Below are 24,366 nucleotides of genomic sequence, written 5' to 3' on the forward strand. Positions count from 1 at the left end.
CATCGGCCGGGGCCGGGCGTGGGTCCGCCGGGCGTTCGTGGGGCCAGGGGCCGCCCGGGACGGGGGTGAAGTGTTCCCCGCTCAGCAGGAAACCGCCCTCCGAGTTGATGACCTGGCCGGTGATCCACTCGGCCTCGTCCGTGGCGAGCCACGCGATCAGCCTCGCCGGGTCGTCCGGCATCCCCCACCGTCCGGCCGGGAACATCCCGGCGATCTTGTCGTACGCCTCGCCGGTGAGGTAATCCGTGTCCACGGGGCCGGGGTTGACGGTGTTGACCGTGATCCCCATGCCGCCCAGTGACGCGGCCAGGGTGTGGGTGGCCGAGGCGAGGGCGCCCTTGGAGAGGCTGTAGGCGATCTCCTCGGGCATACCGGCGCGCAGATCCTGGCCGGAGGTCATCATCATAATGCGGCTGCCGCGCCGGATACGGACCGGATGGGCGGCCCGCAGCTTGGCGTACGCCTGGATCAGCAGGATCACGGAGCGCGTGTTGGTCGCCCAGTGCGCGTCGAGCAGTTCCGCGTCGATCTCCTTGAGGCTGCCGTCCGAGCCGTCGAGGGGCGTGGTTGGCCACCAGGATGTCGACCACGCCGCCGAGCGCCTCGCTCGCCGCCGCGAAGACCCGGGCCGGGCCTTCGGGGTCGGAGAGATCGCCGGGCCCGTGCACGACTTGGGCGCTGGGATACCCGAGGGCTTCGCGCACGCCCGCCGCGACGCCTTCGGGGCCGTCGGGATCCGCGCCCCGGGGCTGGGTCCGGTCGTGCGGCACATGGTGGTGGAGGTAGATGCTCGCGCCGTACGCGGCCAGCCGGCGGGCGACCGCGTCACCGATGCCGCCGCGCCTGCTGGCACCGGTGACGAGGGCTGTACGACCCCGCAGGGGCATGTACTCGCGGCGGAGAGATTCGGCGCTGGGCTCGGGGAGTTGAGGCGTGGTCATCCATGATGGTCGGCCGTACGGCGTGTGTCATACGGATTGCGGGGGGCCAGGTCCTGTCCGGCGTACTCAGCCGTCGGCGCCGCCCGTCCGCAGACCGACCGTCGAGCCCCGGCGGGACTTCGTCACCTCCAGCTGGGTCGGGATCCGGCGGCGGAGGTCCGCGACATGGCTGACTATGCCGACGCTGCGGTCGCGTTCGCGCAGCGAGTCCAGCACGTCCAGGACCTCGTCCAGCGTCTGGTCGTCCAGACTGCCGAACCCCTCGTCGATGAAGAGGGTGTCCAGACGGGCGCCGCCCGCCTCGTCGGTGACGACGTCGGCGAGGCCCAGCGCGAGGGCGAGGGAGACGAAGAACGTCTCCCCGCCGGACAGGGTCGCCGTGTCCCGCGCGCTGCCCGTCCAGGAGTCGACCACGTGAAGTCCGAGCCCGGACCGTTTGCCGCCGCCGCTCCTCGCGTCCGAGTGGACCAGGGTGTAGCGGCCCGAGGACATGCGCAGCAGCCGCGCGGTGGCCGCCTCCGCGACCTGTTCGAGCCGGGCGGCCAGGACGTACGACTCGAGGCGCATCTTGCGGTCGTTGTCGGTGGAGGTGCCCGCGGTGAGCGCGGCGAGGCGGGCCACCCGCTCGTACTCCGTACGGAGCGGGCCGAGGCGCCGTACCTCCTCCTCGGCCCGGCGGGAGAGCCTGGCCAGCTCGCCGGCGCGCTCGCGGGCGCCCGTCAGCGCCGAGGACGCGTCGCGCAGGGCGGTCTCGGCCGCCTCGTAGGACATCAGCGCCGTGTCGAGCCGGGCGGGCGGGTCCTGCGCCGCGTCGCGCGCGTCCGGCTCGGCGAGCCGGTCGGCGACGGTGGCGGCCTCGGCCTGCCAGTCGTCCATCCGGTGGGTCAGGTGGCGCTGCTCCGGGCCGGACAACAGGGCCGCCGCCGCCTCGCGCGGTGTTTCGAATCCCGCGCGGAACGCGGCGTCCGCGAGCCGCCCGTCCGCGTCCTTCAGGCGCTGGGCCGTGGTGTCGAAGTCCCGTACCGCGTCGGCCGCTTCGGCGAGCAGCCGGGCCCTGTTCGCCAGCCGTTCGGCGTGCTCGGCGACGGTGGAGGCGTCACCGCGGGCGCGGACCAGTTCCGATTCGAGGCCGGTCTGTTCGTGGTCGAGCGCCTCGCGCCGTGACGTGCGGGCCGCGACGCGGTTCTCGGCGGACCGCTGCGCGGCGAGCCGGTCCTCGCGCTCCCGTTCGGCGCGGGCCAGCGCCTCACGGGCGGCGTGGGTGCCGGCGGCGAGGCGGTGCGCCGCCGTGTGCTCGCGGCCCAGGCGCTCGGTGAGCGCGACCAGTTCGGCGACGGTCGAACCGCCGGCCGCCGATCGTGCCGCCGCGTACTCCTCCCGTACGGAGGCGTGGTCGCGCTCGGCCTCCGTGACGGCCGCCTCGGCTCTGCGGGAGGCGGCGAACGCGGCGTCCTCCGAGGCCTGGTCGACCTGGCCCGCCCCGGCCCGCGCGGGCGCCGGATGGTCGGCGGAGCCGCAGACGGCGCAGGGCTCCCCCGCCACGAGCCGGGCGGCGAGTTCGGCGGCGATACCGCGCAGCCGTCGCTCGCGCAGGTCCAGCCAGCTCTCCTTGGCGTCGTTGGCGCGCTCGCGGGCGGTGTTCAGGAGGCGCTGCGACGCGGCGGCCCGTGCGTCGAGCGCGTCGCGCGCGCGGGCCGCTTCGAGCTGCGCGCGGGCCGGTTCGAGCTGTCCCGCGAGCTGTTCGGCGCGGGTCGCCGCCTCCTGGGACGTCTCGACGCGTTCCTGGTGTCCCCGGCGGGCGGCGTCCCAGCCGGTGAGCCAGCCGGCGGCATCGGCCAGCAGTTCCTCGTCCGCGCGGGCCTGGCGGTCCAGTTCGGCCCGTTCACGGCTGATCTCCGCGCTGCGCCGCTCGGCGCCCCGGGCGGCGTCGACCCGGCCCAGCTCCGCCAGCATCTTCCGTTCCAGCGCGGAGAGATGGTCGGCGCCTGTGTCGGTCAGTTCGGCGGGGAGCCGGGCGCGTGCCCGGTCGAGAGCGGCGGCGGCGGTGCGGTGCGCGCGCTCGGCGTCGTCGCGCAGGGCGAGCGCGGGGGCGACCCGGTCCGCTTTGCGGGCCCGCTCCAGCGCGGCCCGCGCCGCCTCGTATTCGGGGCGGCGGGCTTCGAGGGCGTCGGCGCGCCGGCGTCCGTCGGCGAACCGCTGTTGCAGCCGCGCCAGTTCGCGCGCGCCGTCGAGCCGCCGGCGTGCGGCGGCCTGCCTGCTCTCGGCTCCCGCGAGGGCGGACTCGGCGATGTCGCGGCGCTCGCGGGCCGTGGAGCGGGCGACGGCGGCCCATTCCAGGACGGCGGGCGCGAGGCCCGGATCGCCGGGCTGCCGTGCGGGCAGCGGCTGTTCGATGCCCCCGCGCGCCGCCCCGGCGATGCGCTGCCCGATGTCGAGCAGCCGCTGATCGCCTTCCCGGACCTGCTGTTCGGCGCCCCGGCGCAGTTCGGCGAGCCGCTCCTCCACGGCGGCGAACCGGCGGGTGTCGAAGAGGCGGCCGAGGAGTCTGCCGCGTGCCTCGGCGTCGGCGCGCAGGAAGCGCGCGAAGTCGCCCTGCGGCAGGAGCACCACCTGGCAGAACTGCTCCCGGCTCATTCCGAGGAGCTGACCGATCTCCTCGCCGATCTCCTGGTGGGAGCGGCTCAGGGCGCGCCAGTCGCCGCTCGCGGGGTCGCGCTCCCGCAGCCCGCTGCGGGCCTTCTCGACGGTGACGCCGGTGCCGCGCTTCTTGGGACGTGTCTGCGCGGGGCTGCGGGTGATCTCCAGCCGCCGTCCGCCGACGGTCAGTTCGAGGCACACCTCCGTGTACGTGTCCGCGTTGGCGTGGTCGCTGCGCAGGGAGGCGTCCTTGGTGGCGCCGCCCTTGATCTGGCGGGCGCCCGGCACGGCGTCGTACAGCGCGTAGCAGACGGCGTCGAGCACCGAGGTCTTCCCGGCGCCGGTCGCTCCGTGCAGCAGGAAGATCCCCCCGGCGCACAGTGCGTCGAAGTCGACCTCCTGGGTGTCGGCGAAGGGACCGAAGGCGGTGACGGTCAGCCGGTGCAGTCTCATCCGGTCACCTCGCGCACGGCGGTGTCGACGCGTACGTGGTCGAAGGCGCCGCGCAGCACGGTCCGTTCCCGGTCGTCCGGGCCGGCGCCGCTCCTCACGTGCGCCACGAAGTCCTCGGCGATCTCCTGGTCGCCGCGGCCTTCGAGGCGCCGTGCGTAGGAGGCGACGACGTCCTCGTCGGACCGGTCGGGGTCGAAGACGAGGCTGAGGGTGTGCGGGAAGCGTTCGGCGAGGCGCGCCATGGGCTCGGCGGGACGCACCGGGTCGGTGAGCGTCGCCTCGGTCCAGGACTGCTCGTGGCGGGTGAGCGCCGGGTCTTCGAGGAGGTCGGCGAGGGTGCCGCGGACCCGGGCGAGCGGGCGCGGGACCGGGCAGTCGATCCGCTCGGCGTCGATCTCGCCGTCGGCGCCGAGGTCCACGAGCCACATCGTCTTGCGGTGGTCGGTCTCGGAGAAGGAGTACGCGAGGGGGGAACCGGAGTAGCGGACACGCTCGGTGAGGGCCTGTGAGCCGTGCAGATGCCCGAGTGCCACATAGTCCACGCCGTCGAAGGTCCCGGTCGGCACGGCGGCCACGCCGCCGACGGTGATGTCGCGTTCGCTGTCACTGGCGGCGCCGCCGGCGACGAAGGCGTGCGCGAGGACGACGGACCTGGTGCCTTCCGGCCGTACGGCGAGGTCGGCCCGTACGCGGTCGAGCGCGGCGGTCAGCACGGCCTCGTGGCCCGTCCCGGCGGCTTTGAACTCGTCGCGGACCAGGGCCGGTTCGAGGTAGGGCAGGCCGTAGAAGGCCACGTCGCCGTGGGTGTCGGAGAGTACGACGGGGGTGGCGCAGCGGGCCGGGTCGGTGCGCAGGTGGATTCCGGCGTGGTCGATGAGTCCGGCGCCGACGCCCAGCCGGCGGGCCGAGTCGTGGTTCCCGGAGATCATCACGGTCGGTACGCGCGCCTCGGCGAGCCGGTGCAGCGCCCGGTCGAAGAGCTCGACGGCGGAGAGCGGCGGGACCGCCCGGTCGTACACGTCGCCCGCCACGAGGACCGCGTCGACCTCGTGCGCCAGCGCGGTGGCCACGAGATGGTCGAGGAAGGTTGCCTGTGCGTCGAGAAGGCTGACCCGGTGGAACGACCGTCCCAGGTGCCAGTCCGACGTGTGCAGGAATCTCATGATCCTTGAGAGTAACGGTGGGGTCGGACATCAGGTGTGGCCACCGGCATTTCGCCCGTGGGGCGACTGACGGCCCGTCGGTCCCGGCGGGCGTCAGATGTCTCCGTAGGCCTCATCGCCCAGCTCCAGGAGGGCTGTTCCGGAGGTGGTGTCGGCGAGCCATTCACGGAAGGCACCGATGTCGGAGGCGGGCAGTCCGATCCGCATGGTCACTATCTCCGCGTACCGCACGTCGCGCACGGTACGGCCGGTGGCGCGGAGTTCGTTCTCCAGCTTCCCGGCCCGCTGGTGGTCGACGATGATCGTGGCGAGCCGGTAGCGGCGGCGGGTGACGGTGCCGACCCGGTCGAGCGCTTCGCCCACGGCGCCTCCGTAGGCGCGGATCAGCCCGCCCGCCCCGAGCTTGACGCCTCCGTAGTAGCGGGTGACGACGGCGACGACGTACCGCACGTCCCGGCGCATGAGCATCTGGAGCATGGGAGCGCCTGCCGTGCCGCCCGGTTCGCCGTCGTCGGCGGCCTTCTGTACGGAGGCGTCGGCGCCGATGACGTAGGCGAAACAGTTGTGTGTGGCGGTGGGATGTTCCCGGCGGACGCCCGCGACGAAGTCCCGTGCCTCCTCCTCGGTGGCGGCGGGTGCGAGCGCGCAGAGGAAACGTGACCGGTTGACCTCGGTCTCGTGGGCTCCCCGGCGGGCGACGGTGCGGTACTGCTCATGCATCGCGCCACCCTAGGCCTGCCACCACGGGGCGCGCATGGCGGGCCCTCGCCAACGGGTGGGACGGGGGAATTGCCGGGCCGGGCCGACCGTTGTCCGGGCATGTACGCAGACGATGAGACGATCCGCAGGATTCTGACCTCCACGGGCGACACCTGGGCGGTCGTGGGCCTGTCCGGCAACCGTTCGCGGGCGGCCTACGGGGTCGCGGCCGTGCTCCAGGGCTTCGGAAAGCGTGTGGTGCCGGTGCACCCCAAGGCGGAGACGGTCCACGGCGAGCGGGGGTACGCGTCGCTGGCCGAGATCCCGTTCCCCGTCGACGTGGTGGATGTGTTCGTCAACGGCGAGCTGGCGGGTCCGGTCGCCGACGAGGCCGCCGCGATCGGCGCGAAGGCGGTCTGGTTCCAGCTCGGCGTGATCGACGAGAAGGCGTACGAGCGCACGCGGGCCGCCGGTCTCGACATGGTGATGGACCGCTGCCCCGCCATCGAGATACCGCGCCTGGGCTGAGCAGGCCGCCGGGGCCCGACGGTGCTCAGTCGGTGGCGACGCCGAGCCCGTCGACGACCAGGGCGCCCGGCAGGGTGGTGAACGCCTTGCCGGGCACGATGAGCTTGCCCCGGCGGCGTCCGCTGCCGATCAGCACCCACTCGGTGTCCACGACGGCCGCGTCCACGAGCAGTGTCCAGCCGGCGGGCAGGCCGATCGGCGTGATGCCGCCGTACTCCATGCCGGTCTCGCCGGTAGCGGAGTCCATCGGGGCGAACGAGGCCTTGCGGGCGCCGAGTCGCTTGCGTACGACGCCGTTGACGTCGACGCGCGTCCGGGACAGCACGAGACAGGCGGCGAGTGTGGACTCACCGCCGCGCTTGCCCGCCACGACGACGCAGTTGGCGGACCGGTCGAGCAGATCGGCCCCGTGGTGTTCCACGAAGGCGGCGGTGTCCGCGATCTCGGGGTCGGTGTCCACGTAGAGCAGCTGCTCGGCGGGTACGTCGCCCTGCCAGGCCCGTACGGCGGCCGCGACGGGCTCCGTGAGCAGGTCGAGGCAGTCTGGGGCGGGTCGGGCGTCGGTGAAGTCTCCGATGGGGGCGCGCATGGGCGTCAAGCTAACAGGCGGGCGCCGGCCGGGCACGGGCGTCGGATGAACGGGAGTGCCACGGGGCCGGTGTACGGTCGCTCAGCGCGCGGGCGGGATGGAGACGGCCATCGTCATCTCTACTGTGGTGTCGCCCTCGTTGCGGTAGGCGTGCGACACGTTCGCCTCGAAGACCGCGGAGGAGCCCGCGGCCACGGTGTGCCTCGCACCGTCCACGACGAGGGTCAGCTCGCCCGCGGTGACATGCAGCAGCTCGGTCGTGCCGTCCGGGTGCGCGTCGGAGTCGCTGTGCTCGCCGGGGATCAGCTTCCAGGACCAGAGTTCGAGCGGGCCGCGTGACTCGGTCCCGACCAGCAGGACGGTGGAGCTGCCCGCGTCGGTGGACCACATGCGGACGGCCTGGTCGGCCGGTACGACCCTGACCTGCGGGCCCTGTTCGTAGTCGAGGAGCGTGGTGATGCTGATGCCGAGGGCGTCGGCGAGTTTCACCGTCGTGCCGACACTGGGGTTCGTGCGCGCCTGCTCGATCTGGATGATCATGCCCCGGCTCACCCCCGACCGGGCCGCCAGGGCGTCGAGGGTGAAAGCTCTCTCGCCGCGCCACCGTTTGAGGTTACGGGCGAGCGACTGGGTCAGCTGATCGAGCTCCGACACATTCCGTCCAATATATTCAATGGAACAGTTCAATAGAGTGCACTACGGTGTGGTGCACCAACCGTCCACCACACTGTACTGGCGAGGTTCGCTCCATGACCGCTCTGTTCGCGCTGGCCACCGCCCTGCTCTGGGGTCTGGCCGACTTCGGCGGCGGGCTGCTCACGCGGCGCACGCCCGCCCTGACGGTGGTCGTGGTGTCGCAGTCGATAGCCGTCGCCGTCCTCGGCGTGATCGTCGTCGCGACCGGCGCGTGGACCGAGACCGGACCTCGGCTCTGGTACGCGGTCGCGGCCGGAGTCGTGGGCCCCGTCGCCATGCTCGCCTTCTACAAGGCACTCGCGCTCGGCCCGATGGGCGTCGTGTCCCCGCTCGGCTCGATCGGCGTGGCCGTGCCGGTGGGCGTGGGCATCGTCGTGGGCGAGCGCCCCGGCCTGCTCCAGCTCGCCGGGATCGCCGTGGCCGTCGCGGGCATCGTGCTGGCCGGTGGGCCCGAACTGCGCGGAGCGGCGGTCCGGCGACAGGCGATCGCGCTGACGCTGGTCGCGGCGATCGGATTCGGCGCGGTCATGGCCCTGATCGCCGAGGCGTCGACGTCGATCACCGGCCTGTTCCTGGCGCTGTTCGTGCAGCGCGTCACCAACGTCGCGGTCGGCGGGACCGCGCTGTACGTCTCGGTGCGGCGGGGCGCACGCGCGCTGCCGGAGGAGGGCGGGTTGCGGGTGATCCGGGCGGCCCTGCCCGCGCTGGCGTTCGTCGGCCTCGCCGACGTCGCCGCCAACGGCACCTACTCGATCGCCGCGCAGAACGGTCCCGTCACGGTCGCCGCCGTCCTGGCCTCGCTGTATCCCGTGATCACGGCGATGGCCGCGCGTGGCGTACTGAAGGAGAGACTGCGCGCCGTGCAGGCGGCGGGCGCCGGGCTCGCGCTGGTCGGCACGGTCCTGCTGGCCGCGGGCTGACCACCGCCCGTACGACGACCGCGCCGGCCGCGCCCCGCGCGCCGGACCCCGCCGGGCGCGTCACGACAGGTCCGGATCCAACTCGGCCAGCGCCAGCAGTTCCTGCGGGGTGACACCCTCCGGGATCGGTACGGGCGCGGGCGTACGCAGCGGCGGCTGCCAGCCCCGCTCCGGGTCCCAGCTCCGCACGATCCGCGCGGGCGCCCCTGCGACCACCGCGTGGTCGGGCACCTCGCCCCGTACGACCGCGCCCGCCGCGACCACCACGTTGCGGCCGAGCCGTGCCCCCGGAAGGATCACCGCGCCGGTGCCGAGCCAGCACCCGGGCCCCACCGAGACCCGTTCACTGCGCGGCCACTGCTTGCCGACGGGCACCTCCGGATCGTCGTAACTGTGGTTCGTGGACGTGATGTAGACGTACGGCCCGCAGTACGTGTTCGAGCCGATGGTCACCGCCGAGTCGGCGATGACATGGCTGCCACGGCCGAGGACGACCCCGTCGCCGAGCCGCAGGACCGGCTCCCCGCCCAGGTCCAGGCCGGGCATCATCCCGGCCGTCAGCGTGACGTGTTCGCCGATGACGCAGTGGTCGCCGAGCTCGATCCACGGCTCGCCGAAGACAGTGCCCTGCGGGAAGGCGAGCCGGGTCCCGGTGCCGATCCGGGCGAAGCGCAGCCTCCCCGGATGCTCGGCGCTCACCGCACCCGCCTCCTGGATCCACCGCCAGCCGCCCTGGACGGCGCGCGAGACGACCCGACGGCGCCAGGCGGTCAGGGAGGCGGAGGTGTCTCTGCTCTTCGGCACCCGTCCACGGTATCGGCGGGGCCGGGGCGGGCCGGGGCCGCGTGCTGTGACGTTCACCCCACGGCTCCGCGCCCGTCCCGGCCCCCTCCCGGCTCTTCCGCCTCGGCGTCCCCTCCCGTCCCTCCGTCCCCGGCCTCCCCTCCCGTCCCTCCGCCCCCGGCCTCCCCTCCCGCGCGGTGACCACGACTTCGGCCTCCGGCGGGGCGAGTTCACGGCCGACTCCCTCGTTGGTGGGCATCGCCCCGCGACGGCGCTGTCTTCCCGCCGGGCGTGAGTAGCGTGAACGGCACGCATGGCCCGGGAGATTCCCGGGAGATCACCGTTCCAGCCGGTGACCGGCGCTCCCACCCCCATTACGGCCGACGCGCGCCGCTCGGCCGGTCTGTTTCTCCCCCCGCGCTCGAACACCCAGGGACCGCGGAATGTCTGTGCCAGTCGCACCGAGCCCCCAGCGCATACCTACGACGCGCCCCCTGTGGCTCCTCGGCCCGCCCGCCCTGCTGCTGGGCGCGGGAGCGGCGGCCGGTGCCGCGATCGTGACCGCCCCCGCCGCCGCGCGCGCCTGGACGCTGACGACGCTCGCCGTCGCCTGGTGATCCCGGCCGTCGTCGTCGGAGCCGGGCTGCTGCTGCGGCGCCACCGCCGTGGACCGGCGGCGGCCGGCGGCGAGCTCCAGGCCCTGAACGCGCGTCTGTCCAGGAACAGCGCGGAGTCGGCCCATCTGGTGAACATCACGCTGCCCACCGTGGTCGAGCGACTCCGCGACGGGGCGGACACCGAGGAGGCCCTGGCCACCGTCCCTCCGCCGTCCGATCCCCAACTCCGGTGTTTCCTGCGGGCGTTCGCCGACGAGGTGGGGCTCGGCGAGCGCCGCGCCGCCGCCGCGACCGCCGGCCACGAGGCGGTGGTGACCAGGCTCGGCCGGATCGCCGACGATCTGGACCTGCTGCCGACGGTGACGCTGCCGGCCGCGCTCGGAGGCCTCCGCGAGGGCCGGGGCGCCGACACCGTACTGGCCGATCTGCAGCGGCCGTCCGATCCCCGGCTCCGGGCCCTGACCGAAGCGGTCGTCCGGGACTTCGCCATCAGCGAGCGGCGCGGCGGCGGTGGCCATGGAGCTCCCTCGATCGAAGCGACGACAACATGCGCCTTGGGCCGGGCTGTTGACCGGCCGTCGGTTCAGACAGGGGTGTCCTGGCCGACCTGGTGCAGGAGCGGGGCCGCCCGTCGCCTACGGTTCCGGTGAACGCACGCACGCGTGCACGAGCACGGAACACGCACGGGCCACACACGAGGCACGCTCGCACGGCCCACACGCCGGACGGACGGCAGTCGGAGGAGACGGCATGACACAGCGGCCACTGATCGCGGGTGTGGGCGGACAGGAGCCCGTGATCGATCCGACGGCGTTCGTGGCGCCGACGGCGGTGGTGATCGGCGAGGTCACTCTGGCGGCCGGTTCGAGCGTCTGGTACCACACGGTGCTGCGGGCCGACGGGGGCCCGGTCGTCATCGGCGCCGACAGCAACATCCAGGACAACTGCACCGTCCATGTCGACCCCGGCTCCCCCGTCACGATCGGCGAGCGGGTCTCGGTGGGGCACAACGCGGTCCTGCACGGCTGCACCGTCGAGGACGACGTGCTGGTCGGCATGGGCGCCACCGTGCTCAACGGGGCGCACATCGGGGCGGGTTCACTGGTCGCGGCCCAGGCGCTGGTGTCGCAGGGGATGCGCGTACCGCCGGGTTCGCTGGTCGCCGGGGTGCCGGCCAGGGTGAAGCGGGAGCTGACCGAGGAGGAGCGCGAGGGCATCAGGCTCAACGCGGCGGTCTATCTGGAGCTGGCGAGCCGCCATCGGGCCGTGCACGAGGAGTGAGAGGCGGCGGCCGTCAGTCGGTGGCGGGTACGGGCTCCGGGTCGAGCGGGCCCGCCGCGCCCCCGGCGGAAGTCTCGGCCAGCGCGGACGCCTTCTTCGCACGGTTCCTGATGACGAGCATCGAGGTGAGGCCGATCAGTACGGCGAGGACGAGGCCCAGCCAGGAGAACCGCTTCAGCCATGCCTCGGCGACGATGCCCAGCGAGTAGATGACGGCGGTGGTGCCCGCGGCCCAGACGATTCCGCCCAGGACGTTGGCGACGAGGAACTTCCAGTAGGGCATCCGCAGCACACCGGCGAGCGGCCCGGCGAAGATCCGCAGGAGTGCGACGGAGCGGCCGAAGAAGACCGCCCCCATGCCCCACTTCTGGAACGACCGCTCGGCCATGGCGATCTGCGCCTCGCCGAAGTGGTTCGGGAACCTGCCCCCGAGCCGGGCGAGCAGCGGTCTGCCGCTCTTGCGTCCGATGGCGTACCCGATCGAGTCACCGATGATCGCGCCGGCGGTGGCGCACGCGCCGAGGATGTACGGATCGATGTCGCCGTGCTGCGAGGCCAGCAGCGCCGAGCTGACGAGGACGATCTCGCCGGGGAGCGGGATACCGAGGCTTTCGAGCCCGATCACCACCGCGACCAGGGCGTAGACACTGATCGCCGGGACGGTCTCCAGCCACTCCTGGACGTGCAAGACCGGTCCTCCTGTGTCGGATGTGCCGCTGCCCGGCGTGCGCCTGGAAGGCGCACGCCGGGCAGCCTACCCGGGTGGCACACCCTTCGATGACCGGGGCTGACCCGCCCACGGCGTCGGCGGCGGCCGGGTCAGCTGTTGGGACGCAGCGTCCAGACGATGGTCATCTCGCCGGTGACGGCGCCGTCCTCCCGGTTGAAGACGACGGTGACGGGGATCTCCGGGCGCCCTCCACCGTCGAGTTCGGCGACGACGTCCGCGACCGGGCGGCCGACGGTGGCGGTCGCCGTGACGACGCCCATGGCGAGCTTCTTGTAGCCGATTTCCGCCTTGACGACGAGCGGTACGGCGCGGGCGAGCTGCTCGCCGAAGGCGGCGAGCACGACGGCGCCGCTGACGGTGTCGCCGAGGGTGAACATCGCGCCGGCGTGCGGGCCGCCGACGTGGTTGTGGAAGGCGGCCTGGTCCGGAAGCCGTACGACGGCGCGCTCGGAGGTGGTTTCGAGGAACTCCATGTTGAGAGTCCTCGCCATGGGAACGGTGGCGGCGAGTATCTCGCCGACGGTCATCTGATCGGAGTTCATGCGGGGCGATATTACTCGCGAGTAGCGTCAGTTGCCATCCTGCGACAGGGCGGCCGTAGCAGTGCGGGGAGGACCCATCTATCGTTACTCGCCATGTGGCCAGGACAGCAGCCGCCCGGGGGCGAGCAAAACCCGCAGGATCCGAATTCCAACCCGTACCAGCAGCCGGGGTACCAGCAGCCGAATCCCTATCAGCAGCCGGGACAGCAGCAGCCCGGGTATCAGCAGCAGCCCGGCTACCCGCCGCAGCCGGGACAGCAGCAGCCCAATCCGTACCAGCAGCCGACCGTGCCGCAGCAGTACGCGGTGCCGGGGCACGGCGGCGGGCCGGGCGGCCCCGGCGGTCCCGATCCCTCGCAGGACAAGAAGCGCACGAAGACGGTGGCGATCATCGCCGCTTCGGCGGTCGTCGTCGCGGCGGCGGCCACGGCCTTCTTCGTACTCGGCAAGGACGACGACAAGAGCACGAACGTCGCCGACGACCCCAAGGCTTCCGAGTCGAAGGAGCCGGAGGCGAAAAAGACGCCCGAGGACAACCCGCGCGACGGTTCGGGCGTGGGCAAGCCCACCGTCGCGGGCTGGAAGGTCGTGACCAACCCCAATCACGGGACGCAGTTCGACGTCCCCGCCGACTGGGTGGTCGAGAAGCCCGACACCTTCTCGGGCTTCGAGGACGTCGAGAAGGGTGACGGCTCGCCCGCCATCACCTTCTCCGCGCCGGCCTTCCTGAAGACCGCCTGGTGCGAGCAGGACACGGACAAGGACGGCGAGATCGAGGACGTCAGCCTCGGCGGCACCGGCACCAAGGGCGGCAAGGGCGCCAAGGACACGGCGACCGCCGCCAGCAACGAGTCCGGCAGCTGGGTCTGGGCCGCGTACGCGCAGGAAGCGACCGAGGCGCAGCAGCAGAAGGCGATCAAGGTCGAGAAGTCCAAGGCGTACACGACCAAGGCCGGGCTCAAGGGGCACTACTCGACGGCCGCGAGCACGGGACTGCCCAAGAAGGAGAAGTGCGACACCGACGGCAAGTCGATCGCGTTCACCTTCACCAACGCCAAGGGTGACTTCACGACGTGGGTCCTGTACGGCGCCAAGGGCGTCGACGACGAGATCCCCGACGAGACGCTGATGAAGATCATGAGCACCGTCCGGCTGGCCGAGTAGCCGACCGGTCAGGAGGGGCCGAGCCCCGGGCCCCGCGTGTGTGGCGGGCTCGGGGCTCAGCCGATGCCGAACGCTCCCTCGGGCGGCTCGGGGGACGCCACCGCGTCGGCGTCCCGCACGATCGGCGCGGCCCCGGTGAACCGCCGTAGCGACGCCCCGTGTTCGACACGCGCCGCAAAGGCGTCGGACGCGGTCCGGCGGGCCAGGGCCGCCGTGTCGATCGGCGCGTGCGAGGCCAGGAGTACGGCGTTGCCGAAGCGGCGCCCGCGGAGCACCGACGGCTCGGCGATGAGCGCCAGCTCCTCGAACACCGCGGCGAACGTGGCCAGTTGGGACGTCAGGAAGGCGAAGGGCGCGCCGTCGGCGAGGTTGGCCGCGTAGAGGCCGTCGGCCCGCAGCACCCGCTCCGCGAGGCCCGCGTACTCCACGGACGTCAGATGGGCGGGCACCCGCGAGCCGCCGAAGACGTCGCCGATGAGCAGATCCACCGAGCGGGCCGGCGCCGAGGCGAGCCACTCGCGGGCGTCGGCGCCGTGCACGGCGATCCCGGCCCCGTCCGGGAGCGGCAACTCCTCGGCGACCAGGGCGAGCAGCGCCCCGTCGGCGTCGACGACGTCCTGTGTCGAGCCCGGCCGGGTCGCGCTGACATAGCGGGGCAGGGTGAGGGCTCCGCCGCCGAGATGGAGCACGGTCAGTGGGTCGCCCTCGTCCGCGGCGAGATCGACGACGTGCCCGAGGCGCCGGGTGTACTCGAATTCGAGATGGGCCGGATCGTCCAGGTCGACGTACGACTGGGGGGCGCCGTCGACCGTCAGCAGCCATGCCCGTTCCCGGTCCACGTCCGGCAGCAGCCGGGCGGTGCCGCAGTCGACGGCCCTGATGACGGGGATCGCTTCGCTCACCGTCCCATTGTGCGTGCCGTGCTCCGTGGACCTGACAGCGCCCGCCTCCCCCGGAGCGGAGGAGACGGGCGCGGGGCCCGGCGGGCGGTCAGATCAGCTCGGTCACCGTGCCCGCGCCGACCGTGCGCCCGCCCTCGCGGATCGCGAAGCCGAGCCCGGACTCCACCGGCACGTCCCTGCCCAGCTCCACGGTCAGGGAGACCGTGTCACCGGGCCGCGCGACGGCGAGCTCGCCGAGGTCGATGTCACCGACCACGTCCGCCGTGCGGATGTAGAACTGCGGCCGATACCCCGTCGTCACCGGTGTCGTACGTCCGCCCTCCTTCGCCGACAGGACGTACACCCGCGCGGTGAACCGCCTGCTCGGCACGGTGCTGTCCGGCGCGGCCACCACATGGCCCCGGCGGATCGCGTCGCGTGGCACACCGCGCAGCAGCAGGGCGACGTTGTCGCCCGCCTCGGCGAACTCCATCGGCTTCCCGAAGGTCTCCAGCGAGGTGACCGTACTGAACTGCGGCCCGGACCCGGCGCCGAGCACCTCGATACGGTCGCCGACACGGACCGTGCCGCGCTCGACGGCGCCGGTGACGACCGTGCCGCGCCCGGTGATGGTCAGGACGTTCTCCACCGGGAGCAGGAACGGCGCGTCGGTGTACCTGACGGGGATCGGGACGTACGTGTCGACGGCGTCGAGCAGCGCCTGCACGGCGTCCGTCCAGCGCGGGTCGCCCTCCAGCGCCCGGAGTCCGGAGACCCGGACGACGGGGACGCTCTCCCCGCCGTACCCGTGCGCGCTGAGCAGTTCGCGCACTTCCAGCTCGACCAGGTCGGTCAGTTCGTCGTCGCTCGCGTCCGCCTTGTTGAGGGCGACGACGATGTGGTCGACGCCGACCTGACGGGCGAGCAGGACGTGCTCGGCGGTCTGCGGCATGATCCCGTCGAGCGCGGACACGACGAGGATGGCGCCGTCGAGCTGCGCCGCGCCGGTGACCATGTTCTTGATGTAGTCGGCGTGGCCGGGCATGTCGATGTGCGCGTAGTGCCGGGTGTCCGTCTCGTACTCGACGTGCGAGATGTTGATGGTGATGCCGCGGGCGGCCTCCTCGGGGGCCCGGTCGATCCGGTCGAACGGCACGAACGTGCCGGTCCCGCGCTCGCTGAGGACCTTGGTGATGGCCGCGGTCAGGGTGGTCTTGCCGTGGTCGACATGGCCCATGGTGCCGATGTTGAGGTGCGGCTTGGTGCGCACGTATGCCGTCTTGGGCATGGCTGACGTGTTCCTTCCAGGAACTCGAAGCGTGAAGGGGACCCCGGGGCCTTGCCGACCCTTCCCCTGTGGGGTCCGCCGGACGATCCGGGAAGGGTCAGCTTCGGGCGCCGTCGAGCAGCGCCGCCGCGGGGGCCGCTGCCGCGGCCGCTTCCGCGTGCGCCGCCAGGAACGCGGCAGCCTTCGGCGCGTCCGCGACTGCGGACGGCGCTGCGTGGAAGGCGTACCGGGACATGTCCCCGATGATGTCCGACCGGCGTCGTGGCGTCGACAGATTTACGGGCGTACGGCTCCGCGGGCACAGGGCATCGGGCGCGTACGGGGCCTGTCGGCGTAGGGCTCAGAGGTTCTTCAGGGCCTCGCGCACGGAGAGCGGGGAGAGCCGGTCGCGGGCGTCCTCGACGAAGTCCCGGACGGCGGCCGGGTCGGTCTTGGCGTACTCGCGCAGGCACCAGCCGATCGCCTTGCGGATGAAGAAGTCGGGGTGCCCGGACTGCCGGAGGCAGTAGCCGAACAGCCGCTCGGTGTCGGTCGCGTCCTTGTAGGTGAGCTGGTGCAGCAGCGCGGTGCGCGCGATCCACATGTTCTCGTCCGCGATCCAGGTGTCCAGCTCGGCCGCGAGCGCGCGGTCGGCGGCGACGAGACCGCCGGCGAGATGGGCGGCGAGGGCGTCGACGGTGTCCCACCAGGAGACCGTGGAGACGAGATGCCGGACGACGGGGAGGAAGCCGGACGACAGACGGCCGACGTGACGGCGGAGGTAGTCGACCGCGAAGTACTGGTACTCCCGCTCGGGCAGCTCCCAGCAGCGCAGGGCGATCGCCACGCAGTCCCTCTCGTCGGGACGCGGCAGCGCGTCGAGCACCTGCCGTGACAGCGCGCGGCGTTGGGGCGCGGGGATGCCGAGGAAGGGGGCCACGCCCTTGAGATACGCGGCGGACCGCTCGGCCCGTACCGGATCGGCCGCTGTGGCGTAACCGACGACGAGCCGTGCCAGCACGGTGTCGGCGAGATCGCTGGGCGGCGGTGCGAGGGTCATGACGTGCAGGTTATGCGCCGCCACTGACAATGCGCGGTGGTCCGCGTACGGCCCCGGGCGGGCCGAGCGAGCGCCCGAGTGGCGGTTGTCTCGCGGCTCTTGATGACAATCACATCTCTTCGTCGGTTAGTCTCCCCGAATGCTCGACCCTGTCGACAGGCCGTCCGCCGGCCTCACGGTCCGCTGTACGAGGGTGCTGCTCTCACCCTGGTCCAGGCTCTCCCTCCTCGTGCTCCTGCTGGCGTGCGCGGGGACCGCTGTGCTGGTCTACGAGCCGCAGAGATTCGTCTCGGCCGGCTGGCCGCAGCTGAGCGGCGGCGCGGCAGTGGTGCTGTTCGCCGCCGCTTACGGGGTGTGCACGGCGGCCTTCGTGCCGCGTCCGCTGCTCAACCTCGCCGCGGGCGCCCTGTTCGGTACGCAGCTCGGCCTCCCCGCGGCGATCGCGGGAACGGTGCTGGGCGCGGGCATCGCCTTCGGCCTCGGCCGCTTCCTCGGTCAGGAGGCGCTGCGTCCGCTGCTGCGGGGCCGCTGGCTGACGGCGGCCGACGGGCAGTTGAGCCGGCACGGCTTCCGCTCGATGATGGCGGTACGGCTGTTCCCCGGAGTCCCGTTCGTGGCCGCCAACTACTGTGCGGCGGTGTCGAAGATGGGCTGGCCGCCGTTCCTGCTGGCGACGGGCATCGGCTGCGTCCCGAACACGGCGGCGTACGTGATCGCGGGGTGCGAGGCGGGATCGCCGACATCGCCCGCGTTCCTGCTGGCCATGGGGTTCATCGTGCTGACGGGGGCCGGGGCGGGGCTGCTGGCCTGGTTGAAGCGCCACCGGCTGCGTCCGGCGAGCCCGACGCCCACGGAGGCCAGGGTCCCGGAGCCGGTCGCCTGACCGGTCCGCCCTCGATCGCCGGACGGGCTCGGACCACGCCCTCAATCGCCCGGCACGCTCAGGAGAGCGCGCCCGACAGCCCCAGGTCCCCGCCCGGCGGCACCGCCGAGAAGCGCGCCACGTCCGCCGGCGTGACCGCGCCCAGCTCTCCCGGCACCCACTTCGGCATGCGGTCCTTGTCGATCACCTGCGCCCTGATCCCCTCCACCAGATCCGGTGTCCGCAGCGCCGCGCACGACGCCCGGTACTCGACGTCCAGCACCTCTTCCAGTGTCCCGGCCGTCCGCGCCCGCCGTACGGCGGCCAACGTCGCCTTCAGCGCGGTCGGTGACTTCGTCAGGATGGTCTCCGCCGTCTGCTTCGCCCCGTGGTGCCCGTCGGCGAAGAGCCGGTCCACGATCTCCTCGACCGAGTCGGCGGCGTAGCACGCGTCGATCCACTCACGGGCGGCGGCCAACTCCCCCTCGGGCGGCGCCGACGCGTGGCGCCGTACGGCCACCGGCACGTCCGAGTCGGCGAGTCGGCCCGCCAGTTCGGCCAGCCGTTCGGAGGGCACGTAGTGGTCGGCGAGCCCGCAGAGGATCGCGTCGGCGGCGCCCACCGCCGCGCCGGTGAGGGCAAGATGCGTACCGAGTTCGCCGGGTGCCCGGGAGAGCAGGTACGTGCCGCCGACGTCCGGCACGAGACCGATACCGGTCTCGGGCATGGCGACACGGGAGCGTTCGGTGACGATCCGGACGTCGCCGTGTGCCGAGAGGCCCACCCCGCCGCCCATGACGATGCCGTCCATGAAGGCGACGTATGGCATCGGACAGCGCGCGATCCGGGCGTTGAGGCGGTACTCGTCGCGCCAGAACGCGGGCGACGCCGAACCGCCCGTACGCGCGTCCTCGTGGATGGCCCGGATGTCGCCGCCCGCGCACAGTCCACGCCCGCCGGCGCCGTCGATGACCACCGCGTGCACGTCCGGGTCCCGCTCCCACACGGTGAGCGCCGCGCCGATGCGCGACACCATGGCGTGGGTGAGGGCGTTGAGCGCGCGCGGCCGGTTGAGCGTGAGCCGCCCCACGCGTCCGTCGCGGCGTGCGAGGACGGTCTCGTCCTCCGTAGGAGGTCGTTCGGTCATCGGTCCACTCCCCCGGCCGGCAGGTCCAGCGCCTCGACGATCCGCTCGGCGGCCAGCGTCGCCGTCAACGAGCCCTCCCGCACCTGCTGTTCGAGCGCGGGAGCCAGGTGGCGTACGCCCGGATGGCTGCGCAGCCGGTCCAGCAGGTGGTCCCTGACCATCGACCAGGTCCAGTCGACCTGCTGGTCGCTGCGCTTGTGCTGGAGGCGTCCGCTGGTGTCGAGGACCTTCCTGTGCTGCTCCAGGCGCTCCCATACGGTGTCGAGACCGGTGCCCTCGCGGGCGCTGCAACTGAGCACCGGCGGTGTCCACGCGGCGTCGGCGGGGTGCATCAGGCGCAGCGCGCCCGCGAGTTCACGCGCGGCGGACCGGGCGTCGCGCTCGTGCGGCCCGTCGGCCTTGTTGACGGCGATGAGGTCCGCCAGTTCGAGGACGCCCTTCTTGATTCCCTGGAGCTGGTCGCCGGTACGGGCGAGGCTCAGCAGGAGGAAGGAGTCGACCATGTTGGCGACGGCGGTCTCCGACTGGCCCACGCCGACGGTCTCGACGAGGACCACGTCGTAGCCCGCCGCCTCCATGACGATGATCGTCTCGCGGGTGGCCTTGGCGACGCCGCCCAGGGTGCCGGCCGTGGGTGAGGGCCGGACGAAGGCCGCCGGGTCGACGGACAGGCGTTCCATACGGGTCTTGTCGCCCAGGATGGAGCCGCCGGTCCTGCTGGACGACGGGTCGACGGCCAGGACGGCGACCCGGTGCCCGAGGCCGGTGAGCATCGTGCCGAGGGCGTCGATGAAGGTGGACTTGCCGACGCCGGGTACGCCGCTGATGCCGATCCTGCGCGCCGTGCCGGAGTACGGCAGCAGCGCGGTCAGGAGCCGCTGCGCGAGTTCCCGGTGGTCGGCCCTGGTGGACTCCACGAGGGTGATGGCGCGCGCGACGGCCGAACGGGAGCCGTCGAGCACCCCTTTGGTGTAGGTGTCGATGTCGATGCCGGTCCGAGCTGTCACCGGCTCACCGCTCGTGGCCGAGAGCGCCGGCCAGGGTGGTGAGGAGGTCCCGCGCGGCGTCGGGGATGACGGTGCCGGGCGGGAAGACGGCGGCGGCGCCCGCGCGGTGCAGTTCGTCGATGTCACCGGGCGGGATCACCCCGCCGACGACGATCATGATGTCCTCGCGGCCCTCCCGTGCGAGTTCCTCGCGCAGGGCGGGCACGAGTGTGAGGTGTCCGGCGGCCAGCGACGAGACACCGACGATGTGCACGTCGGCCTCGACGGCCTGCCGCGCGACCTCACCGGGCGTCTGGAACAGCGGGCCGACGTCGACGTCGAAGCCGAGGTCGGCGAACGCGGTCGCGATGACCTTCTGGCCGCGGTCGTGACCGTCCTGGCCCATCTTGGCGACGAGGATGCGCGGGCGCCGCCCCTCGGCGCGTTCGAACTCCTCGACGGCGTCCCGGGTGCTCTCGACCGCCGGTGACGTGCCGGCCTCGTTCCTGTACACACCGGAGATGGTACGGATCTGGCCGGAGTGCCGTCCGTAGACCTTCTCCAGGGCGTCGGAGATCTCGCCGACGGTGGCCTTGGCGCGCGCCGCGTTCACGGCGAGGGCCAGCAGGTTGCCGTCGAGCCCCTCGCTCGATCCGGCCTCGGCCGCGCCGGTGAGGGCGCGCAGCGCGTCCTGGCAGGCGGCCTCGTCGCGCTCGTCGCGCAGCAGGCGCAGCTTGGCGATCTGCTGCGTCCGTACGGAGGAGTTGTCGACCGACCGGACCTCGATCTGCTCGTCGGTCTCGACCAGGTACTTGTTGACGCCGATGACGGGCTGGCGCCCGGAGTCGATCCTGGCCTGGGTGCGGGCCGCCGCCTCCTCGATCCGGAGCTTGGGGATGCCCTCGGCGATGGCCCGCGCCATGCCGCCGGCCGCCTCGACCTCCTCGATGTGCTGCCAGGCCCGGCGCGCGAGGTCGTACGTCAGCTTCTCCACGTAGGCGCTGCCGCCCCACGGGTCGGTGACGCGGCAGGTGCCGGACTCCTGCTGGAGCAGGAGTTGGGTGTTGCGGGCGATGCGCGCGGAGAAGTCGGTGGGCAGTGCCAGCGCCTCGTCGAGGGCGTTGGTGTGCAGCGACTGGGTGTGGCCCTGGGTGGCGGCCATCGCCTCCACACAGGTACGGGGGACGTTGTTGAAGACGTCCTGCGCGGTGAGGGACCAGCCGGAGGTCTGCGAATGGGTGCGCAGCGAGAGCGACTTGGCGTTCTTGGGGTCGAACTTCTTTACGAGCCTGGCCCAGAGCAGCCGCGCCGCGCGGAGTTTGGCGATCTCCATGAAGAAGTTCATGCCGATGGCCCAGAAGAAGGAGAGCCGGGGGGCGAACGCGTCGACGTCGAGGCCCACGTCGAGTCCGGCGCGCAGGTACTCGACGCCGTCGGCGAGGGTGTAGGCCAGCTCCAGATCGGCTGTCGCCCCGGCTTCCTGGATGTGATAGCCGGAGATGGAGATGGAGTTGTAACGCGGCATCTTCCGCGAGGTGTACGCGAAGATGTCGGAGATGATCCGCATCGAGGGGGCGGGCGGATAGATGTAGGTGTTGCGGACCATGAACTCTTTGAGGATGTCGTTCTGGATGGTCCCGGCCAGCTTCTCGGGCGCTACGCCCTGCTCCTCGGCCGCCACGATGTAGAGGGCGAGTACGGGCAGGACGGCGCCGTTCATCGTCATCGAGACGGTCATCCTGTCGAGCGGGATGCCGTCGAAGAGCTGGCGCATGTCGTAGATGGAGTCGATGGCGACGCCCGCCATGCCGACGTCACCGGTCACCCGCGGGTGGTCGCTGTCGTAGCCGCGGTGGGTCGGCAGGTCGAAGGCGACGGACAGGCCCTTCTGCCCGGCCGCGAGGTTGCGCCGGTAGAAGGCGTTGGACTCCTCGGCGGTGGAGAATCCGGCGTACTGACGGATCGTCCAGGGCTGGTTGACGTACATCGTCGGGTAGGGGCCGCGCAGATACGGCGCGATGCCGGGGTACGTCCCGAGGAAGTCGAGGCCCGCGAGGTCCTGCGGGGTGTAGAGCGGTTTGACGTCGATGCCCTCGGGTGTGTTCCAGACGAGGTCGGCGTCGCTCCTGCCGGTGCTCTCCTTGACGGCGGTGCGCCACTGGTCCTCGTGTCCGCCTGTGGGCGTGGCGGGCCCCAGGTCGATACCGGTGAAGTCGGGGACGGTCATGGCGCCACTCCCAGGTGGTCGAGGGCGGAGGTGAGTTGGGCGACGGCGTCCTCGCCCGCGGCGACGAACTCGTCGACACCGGACCGGGTGAGGCTCTCGCGCAGCTCGCCCGGGCGCCCCGCGAGGTACACGCGGGTGGCACCGGCCGATTTCAGGGCCGCGGCGACTTCCGCGGCCTGTTCGGCGTAGAGCGGATCGCTGGAACAGAGGCAGGCGATGGCGGCGCCGCTGCGTTCGAAGGCGTCGGCGGCTGTGGGGGCGTCGACGGTGACGGGGTCGTGGACCGGTTCGACGCCGCCGGACTGGAAGAGGTTCGACGCGAAGGTCACCCGCGCCGTGTGCGCGGCGGCCGGGCCGAGGGCGGCGAGGAAGACGCGGGGGCGGGCGCCGGTCGACGCGAGGTGGGCGTCGGAGCGGGAGCGCAGGGCCTCGAAGGCGTCGTCGCGGTGGACGGTGGGCAGTCCGCCGGTCGCGGCCGGGGGTGACGCGTCGCGTACGACGGGCGCCTCGGCCAGTTGGGGGAACTCGCTGACGCCGGTGACCGGTTCGCGTCGGCGGGCCAGCTTCTCGGAGCGGGCCGCCCAGGTCGCGGCGAGGCGTTCGGCGACCAGTCCGTCGCGGAGCGCGGCGCGCTGGCCGCCGGCCCGCTCGATCTCCTGGAACCATGCCCAGGCGGCGTGCGCGAGGTCGTCGGTGAGCCGCTCCACGTACCAGGAGCCGCCGGCCGGGTCGATCACGCGCCCGAGGTGGGACTCCTCGATGAGGATGGTCGAGGTGTTGCGGGCGATGCGCCGGGCGAAGGCGTCGGGGAGTCCGAGGCCGTGGTCGAAGGGGAGCACGGTCACGGAGTCGGCGCCGCCGAGGCCGGCGGCGAGCGAGGCGACCGTGGTGCGCAGCATGTTCACCCACGGGTCGCGCCGGGTCATCATCACCGACGAGGTGACGGCGTGCTGGCGCTGGGCGGCGCCGGCCGGTCCGGCTCCGCTGACCTCGGCGACGCGGGCCCACAGCCGGCGCGCCGCGCGGAGTTTGGCGATGGTGAGGAACTGGTCGGCGGTGGCGGCGTACCTGAACTCCAGCTGGCCGCAGGCCGCTTCGACGGACAGCCCGGCGGCGTCGAGGTCGCGCAGCGCGGCGACGCCTGCCGCGAGCGAGCAGCCGAGTTCCTGCGCGGCCGAGCCGCCCGCCTCGTGGTAGGGCAGGGCGTCGACGACGAGGGCGCGCAGCGCGGGGTACTCGCGGTGGCACAGCCCGGCGAGTTCGGCCGCGGCGTCCCGGAGGCCGGGAGCCTCGTGGCCGGTGCGGGCGAGGCGGCCGACCGGGTCGGCGCCGAGGGTGCCGCGCGCCTCCCCTCGCGGGACGTCGCGTTGGTCGTACAGACGCAGCAACTCGGCCGCCGCGTCGGGGAATTCGTCGCCCGCGTCGAGCGCGACCGGGGCGAGGTCGAGATAGACACCGGCGAGGGCCTCGGCCAGGCCGGAGACCGGCACACCGGAGCGGCCCACGGCCAGCCAGAGGGAGGTGGTGCCGTTGGCGAGGTCGTCGAGCACGGCTTCGTTGGTGCGTGCCGGGTCGGTGCGCGCGTGGCGCTGGCGCACGTCCCAGCCGCCCGGCGCGGCGCCTGCGGGAGTGCCGCCGCGGGTGAACGGCGCGAAGCCCGGCAGGCCGCCGTCACCGGGGTCGTCGGCGGCGGTGTAGAGGGGACGGGTGGTCAGTCCGTCTTCGAGCGTGGTCGAGAGTGCGTCCTCGGCGGCGGCGCCCGAGACGTCCCGGCCGGATTTGCGGAGTACGCCCTCAACCAGACCCTGCCACTGCTCATGGGTGGGTTCGGGGAACTCGGCTGCCAGCGAAAGCCCGCTGTCGGGCAGGAGCGTCATGCCGAGATGTTAGGACAGCTCGTTCCACGGTTATCAGGTTGAACCGATGTGACCTTGAACTCCCCTCCGTGCACCCCCTGGACGCCACCCCAAGCGCCCCCTGCGCGCCCCCGATCCCGCACGCCGCCCGGATGGTTCCGGGCCTCCTGGGACCCGTCGCCGGGGCCTGGCGCGGCCTCGTAACTCGCAGCGGCTACGCTGCCCCCGTCCGGCGCGCGACCACTCCTCCCGGGAAGGGGAGTGGATATCCCTCGCGCCGCCGGGCACCGCACCGCCATCCGTCGAGTACTCCTGCGAGCAGTGATGAGTCCGCGTG

At 72.7% G+C, this 24,366-nt stretch carries 23 protein-coding genes and 1 pseudogene; 7 read left to right on the top strand and 17 right to left on the bottom strand.

Annotation, left to right across the window (positions count from 1 at the left end; translation table 11 throughout):
* Window positions 1-88: 88 nt before the first annotated feature.
* From SSPS47_RS03280 to SSPS47_RS03295, 4 genes and pseudogenes are all read right to left on the bottom strand, one after another.
* Window positions 89-941 (bottom strand): annotated as a pseudogene (locus tag SSPS47_RS03280) (SDR family oxidoreductase); the annotation flags it as partial.
* Between the two features lie 66 nt (window positions 942-1,007).
* Window positions 1,008-4,031: an SMC family ATPase gene (locus tag SSPS47_RS03285; RefSeq protein ID WP_164248588.1), complete on the bottom strand. Its 3,024-nt coding sequence runs from the start codon at window positions 4,029-4,031 to the stop codon at window positions 1,008-1,010.
* A complete protein-coding gene (locus tag SSPS47_RS03290) occupies window positions 4,028-5,194 on the bottom strand; it encodes an exonuclease SbcCD subunit D (RefSeq protein WP_164248590.1) in 1,167 nt (388 codons plus the stop codon). Before SSPS47_RS03290 ends, SSPS47_RS03285 begins: the two co-directional genes overlap by 4 nt.
* A 93-nt stretch (window positions 5,195-5,287) precedes the next feature.
* A complete protein-coding gene (locus SSPS47_RS03295; RefSeq protein ID WP_164248592.1) occupies window positions 5,288-5,914 on the bottom strand; it encodes a YigZ family protein in 627 nt (208 codons plus the stop codon).
* 99 nt (window positions 5,915-6,013) lie between these two features.
* On the opposite strand from SSPS47_RS03295, the gene SSPS47_RS03300 reads away from it, so the two are divergent.
* Window positions 6,014-6,421, top strand: a complete 408-nt coding sequence (locus tag SSPS47_RS03300; protein ID WP_164248594.1) for a CoA-binding protein — start codon at window positions 6,014-6,016, stop codon at window positions 6,419-6,421.
* A gap of 25 nt (window positions 6,422-6,446) precedes the next feature.
* On the opposite strand, the gene SSPS47_RS03305 is transcribed toward SSPS47_RS03300, so the two are convergent.
* Both SSPS47_RS03305 and SSPS47_RS03310 read right to left on the bottom strand, forming a co-directional pair.
* Complete coding sequence (locus SSPS47_RS03305; RefSeq protein ID WP_164248595.1) at window positions 6,447-7,010, bottom strand: YbaK/EbsC family protein; 564 nt, start codon at window positions 7,008-7,010, stop codon at window positions 6,447-6,449.
* An 81-nt stretch (window positions 7,011-7,091) separates the two neighbouring features.
* A complete protein-coding gene (locus SSPS47_RS03310) occupies window positions 7,092-7,664 on the bottom strand; it encodes an XRE family transcriptional regulator (RefSeq protein WP_164248597.1) in 573 nt (190 codons plus the stop codon).
* A gap of 95 nt (window positions 7,665-7,759) precedes the next feature.
* Here SSPS47_RS03310 and SSPS47_RS03315 point away from each other — a divergent pair, with 95 nt between their 5' ends.
* Complete coding sequence (locus SSPS47_RS03315; RefSeq protein WP_164248599.1) at window positions 7,760-8,626, top strand: DMT family transporter; 867 nt, start codon at window positions 7,760-7,762, stop codon at window positions 8,624-8,626.
* Window positions 8,627-8,686: 60 nt separating this feature from the next.
* Here the strand turns inward: SSPS47_RS03315 and SSPS47_RS03320 are convergent, their stop codons facing one another.
* Window positions 8,687-9,430, bottom strand: coding sequence for an acyltransferase (locus tag SSPS47_RS03320; protein WP_164248601.1), 744 nt, complete (start codon window positions 9,428-9,430; stop codon window positions 8,687-8,689).
* A gap of 422 nt (window positions 9,431-9,852) precedes the next feature.
* Here SSPS47_RS03320 and SSPS47_RS03325 point away from each other — a divergent pair, with 422 nt between their 5' ends.
* The 3 genes from SSPS47_RS03325 to SSPS47_RS03335 all read left to right on the top strand — a co-directional run bounded on the left by SSPS47_RS03325 (window position 9,853) and on the right by SSPS47_RS03335 (window position 11,307).
* Window positions 9,853-10,026, top strand: a complete 174-nt coding sequence (locus SSPS47_RS03325) for a hypothetical protein (protein ID WP_164248604.1) — start codon at window positions 9,853-9,855, stop codon at window positions 10,024-10,026.
* Window positions 10,023-10,676, top strand: coding sequence for a hypothetical protein (locus tag SSPS47_RS03330; protein WP_164248606.1), 654 nt, complete (start codon window positions 10,023-10,025; stop codon window positions 10,674-10,676). The genes SSPS47_RS03325 and SSPS47_RS03330 overlap by 4 nt, the downstream gene beginning before the upstream one ends.
* A 100-nt stretch (window positions 10,677-10,776) precedes the next feature.
* Entirely contained in the window at window positions 10,777-11,307 is a 531-nt protein-coding gene (locus tag SSPS47_RS03335; protein WP_147875917.1) for a gamma carbonic anhydrase family protein, read from the top strand.
* A gap of 13 nt (window positions 11,308-11,320) precedes the next feature.
* Here SSPS47_RS03335 and SSPS47_RS03340 read toward each other — a convergent pair whose 3' ends face one another.
* Window positions 11,321-11,995 (bottom strand): DedA family protein, encoded by a 675-nt coding sequence (locus tag SSPS47_RS03340; RefSeq protein WP_164248608.1) that lies wholly within the window; start codon window positions 11,993-11,995, stop codon window positions 11,321-11,323.
* A gap of 131 nt (window positions 11,996-12,126) precedes the next feature.
* Complete coding sequence (locus SSPS47_RS03345) at window positions 12,127-12,564, bottom strand: DUF4442 domain-containing protein (protein ID WP_164254367.1); 438 nt, start codon at window positions 12,562-12,564, stop codon at window positions 12,127-12,129.
* 108 nt (window positions 12,565-12,672) lie between these two features.
* Here SSPS47_RS03345 and SSPS47_RS03350 point away from each other — a divergent pair, with 108 nt between their 5' ends.
* Window positions 12,673-13,743 (top strand): hypothetical protein, encoded by a 1,071-nt coding sequence (locus SSPS47_RS03350; protein ID WP_164248610.1) that lies wholly within the window; start codon window positions 12,673-12,675, stop codon window positions 13,741-13,743.
* A gap of 56 nt (window positions 13,744-13,799) precedes the next feature.
* On the opposite strand, the gene SSPS47_RS03355 is transcribed toward SSPS47_RS03350, so the two are convergent.
* The 4 genes from SSPS47_RS03355 to SSPS47_RS03365 all read right to left on the bottom strand — a co-directional run bounded on the left by SSPS47_RS03355 (window position 13,800) and on the right by SSPS47_RS03365 (window position 16,951).
* On the bottom strand, window positions 13,800-14,645 hold the full coding sequence (locus tag SSPS47_RS03355) for a fused MFS/spermidine synthase (RefSeq protein ID WP_164248612.1): 846 nt from the start codon (window positions 14,643-14,645) through the stop codon (window positions 13,800-13,802).
* Between the two features lie 88 nt (window positions 14,646-14,733).
* Window positions 14,734-15,912, bottom strand: a complete 1,179-nt coding sequence (gene tuf / locus SSPS47_RS03360) for an elongation factor Tu (protein ID WP_164248614.1) — start codon at window positions 15,910-15,912, stop codon at window positions 14,734-14,736.
* A 97-nt stretch (window positions 15,913-16,009) separates the two neighbouring features.
* Window positions 16,010-16,147, bottom strand: a complete 138-nt coding sequence (locus tag SSPS47_RS34700; protein ID WP_187280186.1) for a hypothetical protein — start codon at window positions 16,145-16,147, stop codon at window positions 16,010-16,012.
* 105 nt (window positions 16,148-16,252) lie between these two features.
* Entirely contained in the window at window positions 16,253-16,951 is a 699-nt protein-coding gene (locus SSPS47_RS03365) for a DNA alkylation repair protein (RefSeq protein WP_164248616.1), read from the bottom strand.
* Window positions 16,952-17,090: 139 nt separating this feature from the next.
* On the opposite strand from SSPS47_RS03365, the gene SSPS47_RS03370 reads away from it, so the two are divergent.
* On the top strand, window positions 17,091-17,834 hold the full coding sequence (locus tag SSPS47_RS03370) for a TVP38/TMEM64 family protein (protein WP_164248618.1): 744 nt from the start codon (window positions 17,091-17,093) through the stop codon (window positions 17,832-17,834).
* A 58-nt stretch (window positions 17,835-17,892) separates the two neighbouring features.
* On the opposite strand, the gene SSPS47_RS03375 is transcribed toward SSPS47_RS03370, so the two are convergent.
* From SSPS47_RS03375 to SSPS47_RS03390, 4 genes are read right to left on the bottom strand one after another with little or no spacing between them, the layout of a single operon-like run.
* Window positions 17,893-18,960, bottom strand: coding sequence for an enoyl-CoA hydratase/isomerase family protein (locus tag SSPS47_RS03375; protein ID WP_164248620.1), 1,068 nt, complete (start codon window positions 18,958-18,960; stop codon window positions 17,893-17,895).
* Entirely contained in the window at window positions 18,957-19,967 is a 1,011-nt protein-coding gene (meaB, locus tag SSPS47_RS03380; RefSeq protein ID WP_239064755.1) for a methylmalonyl Co-A mutase-associated GTPase MeaB, read from the bottom strand. Before meaB ends, SSPS47_RS03375 begins: the two co-directional genes overlap by 4 nt.
* A gap of 4 nt (window positions 19,968-19,971) precedes the next feature.
* Window positions 19,972-22,173: a methylmalonyl-CoA mutase gene (gene scpA, locus SSPS47_RS03385; RefSeq protein WP_164248622.1), complete on the bottom strand. Its 2,202-nt coding sequence runs from the start codon at window positions 22,171-22,173 to the stop codon at window positions 19,972-19,974.
* On the bottom strand, window positions 22,170-24,050 hold the full coding sequence (locus tag SSPS47_RS03390; protein WP_164248624.1) for a methylmalonyl-CoA mutase family protein: 1,881 nt from the start codon (window positions 24,048-24,050) through the stop codon (window positions 22,170-22,172). Before SSPS47_RS03390 ends, scpA begins: the two co-directional genes overlap by 4 nt.
* Window positions 24,051-24,366: the final 316 nt, after the last annotated feature.

This window comes from Streptomyces sp. S4.7, from assembly GCF_010384365.1.
GTDB lineage: Bacteria > Actinomycetota > Actinomycetes > Streptomycetales > Streptomycetaceae > Streptomyces.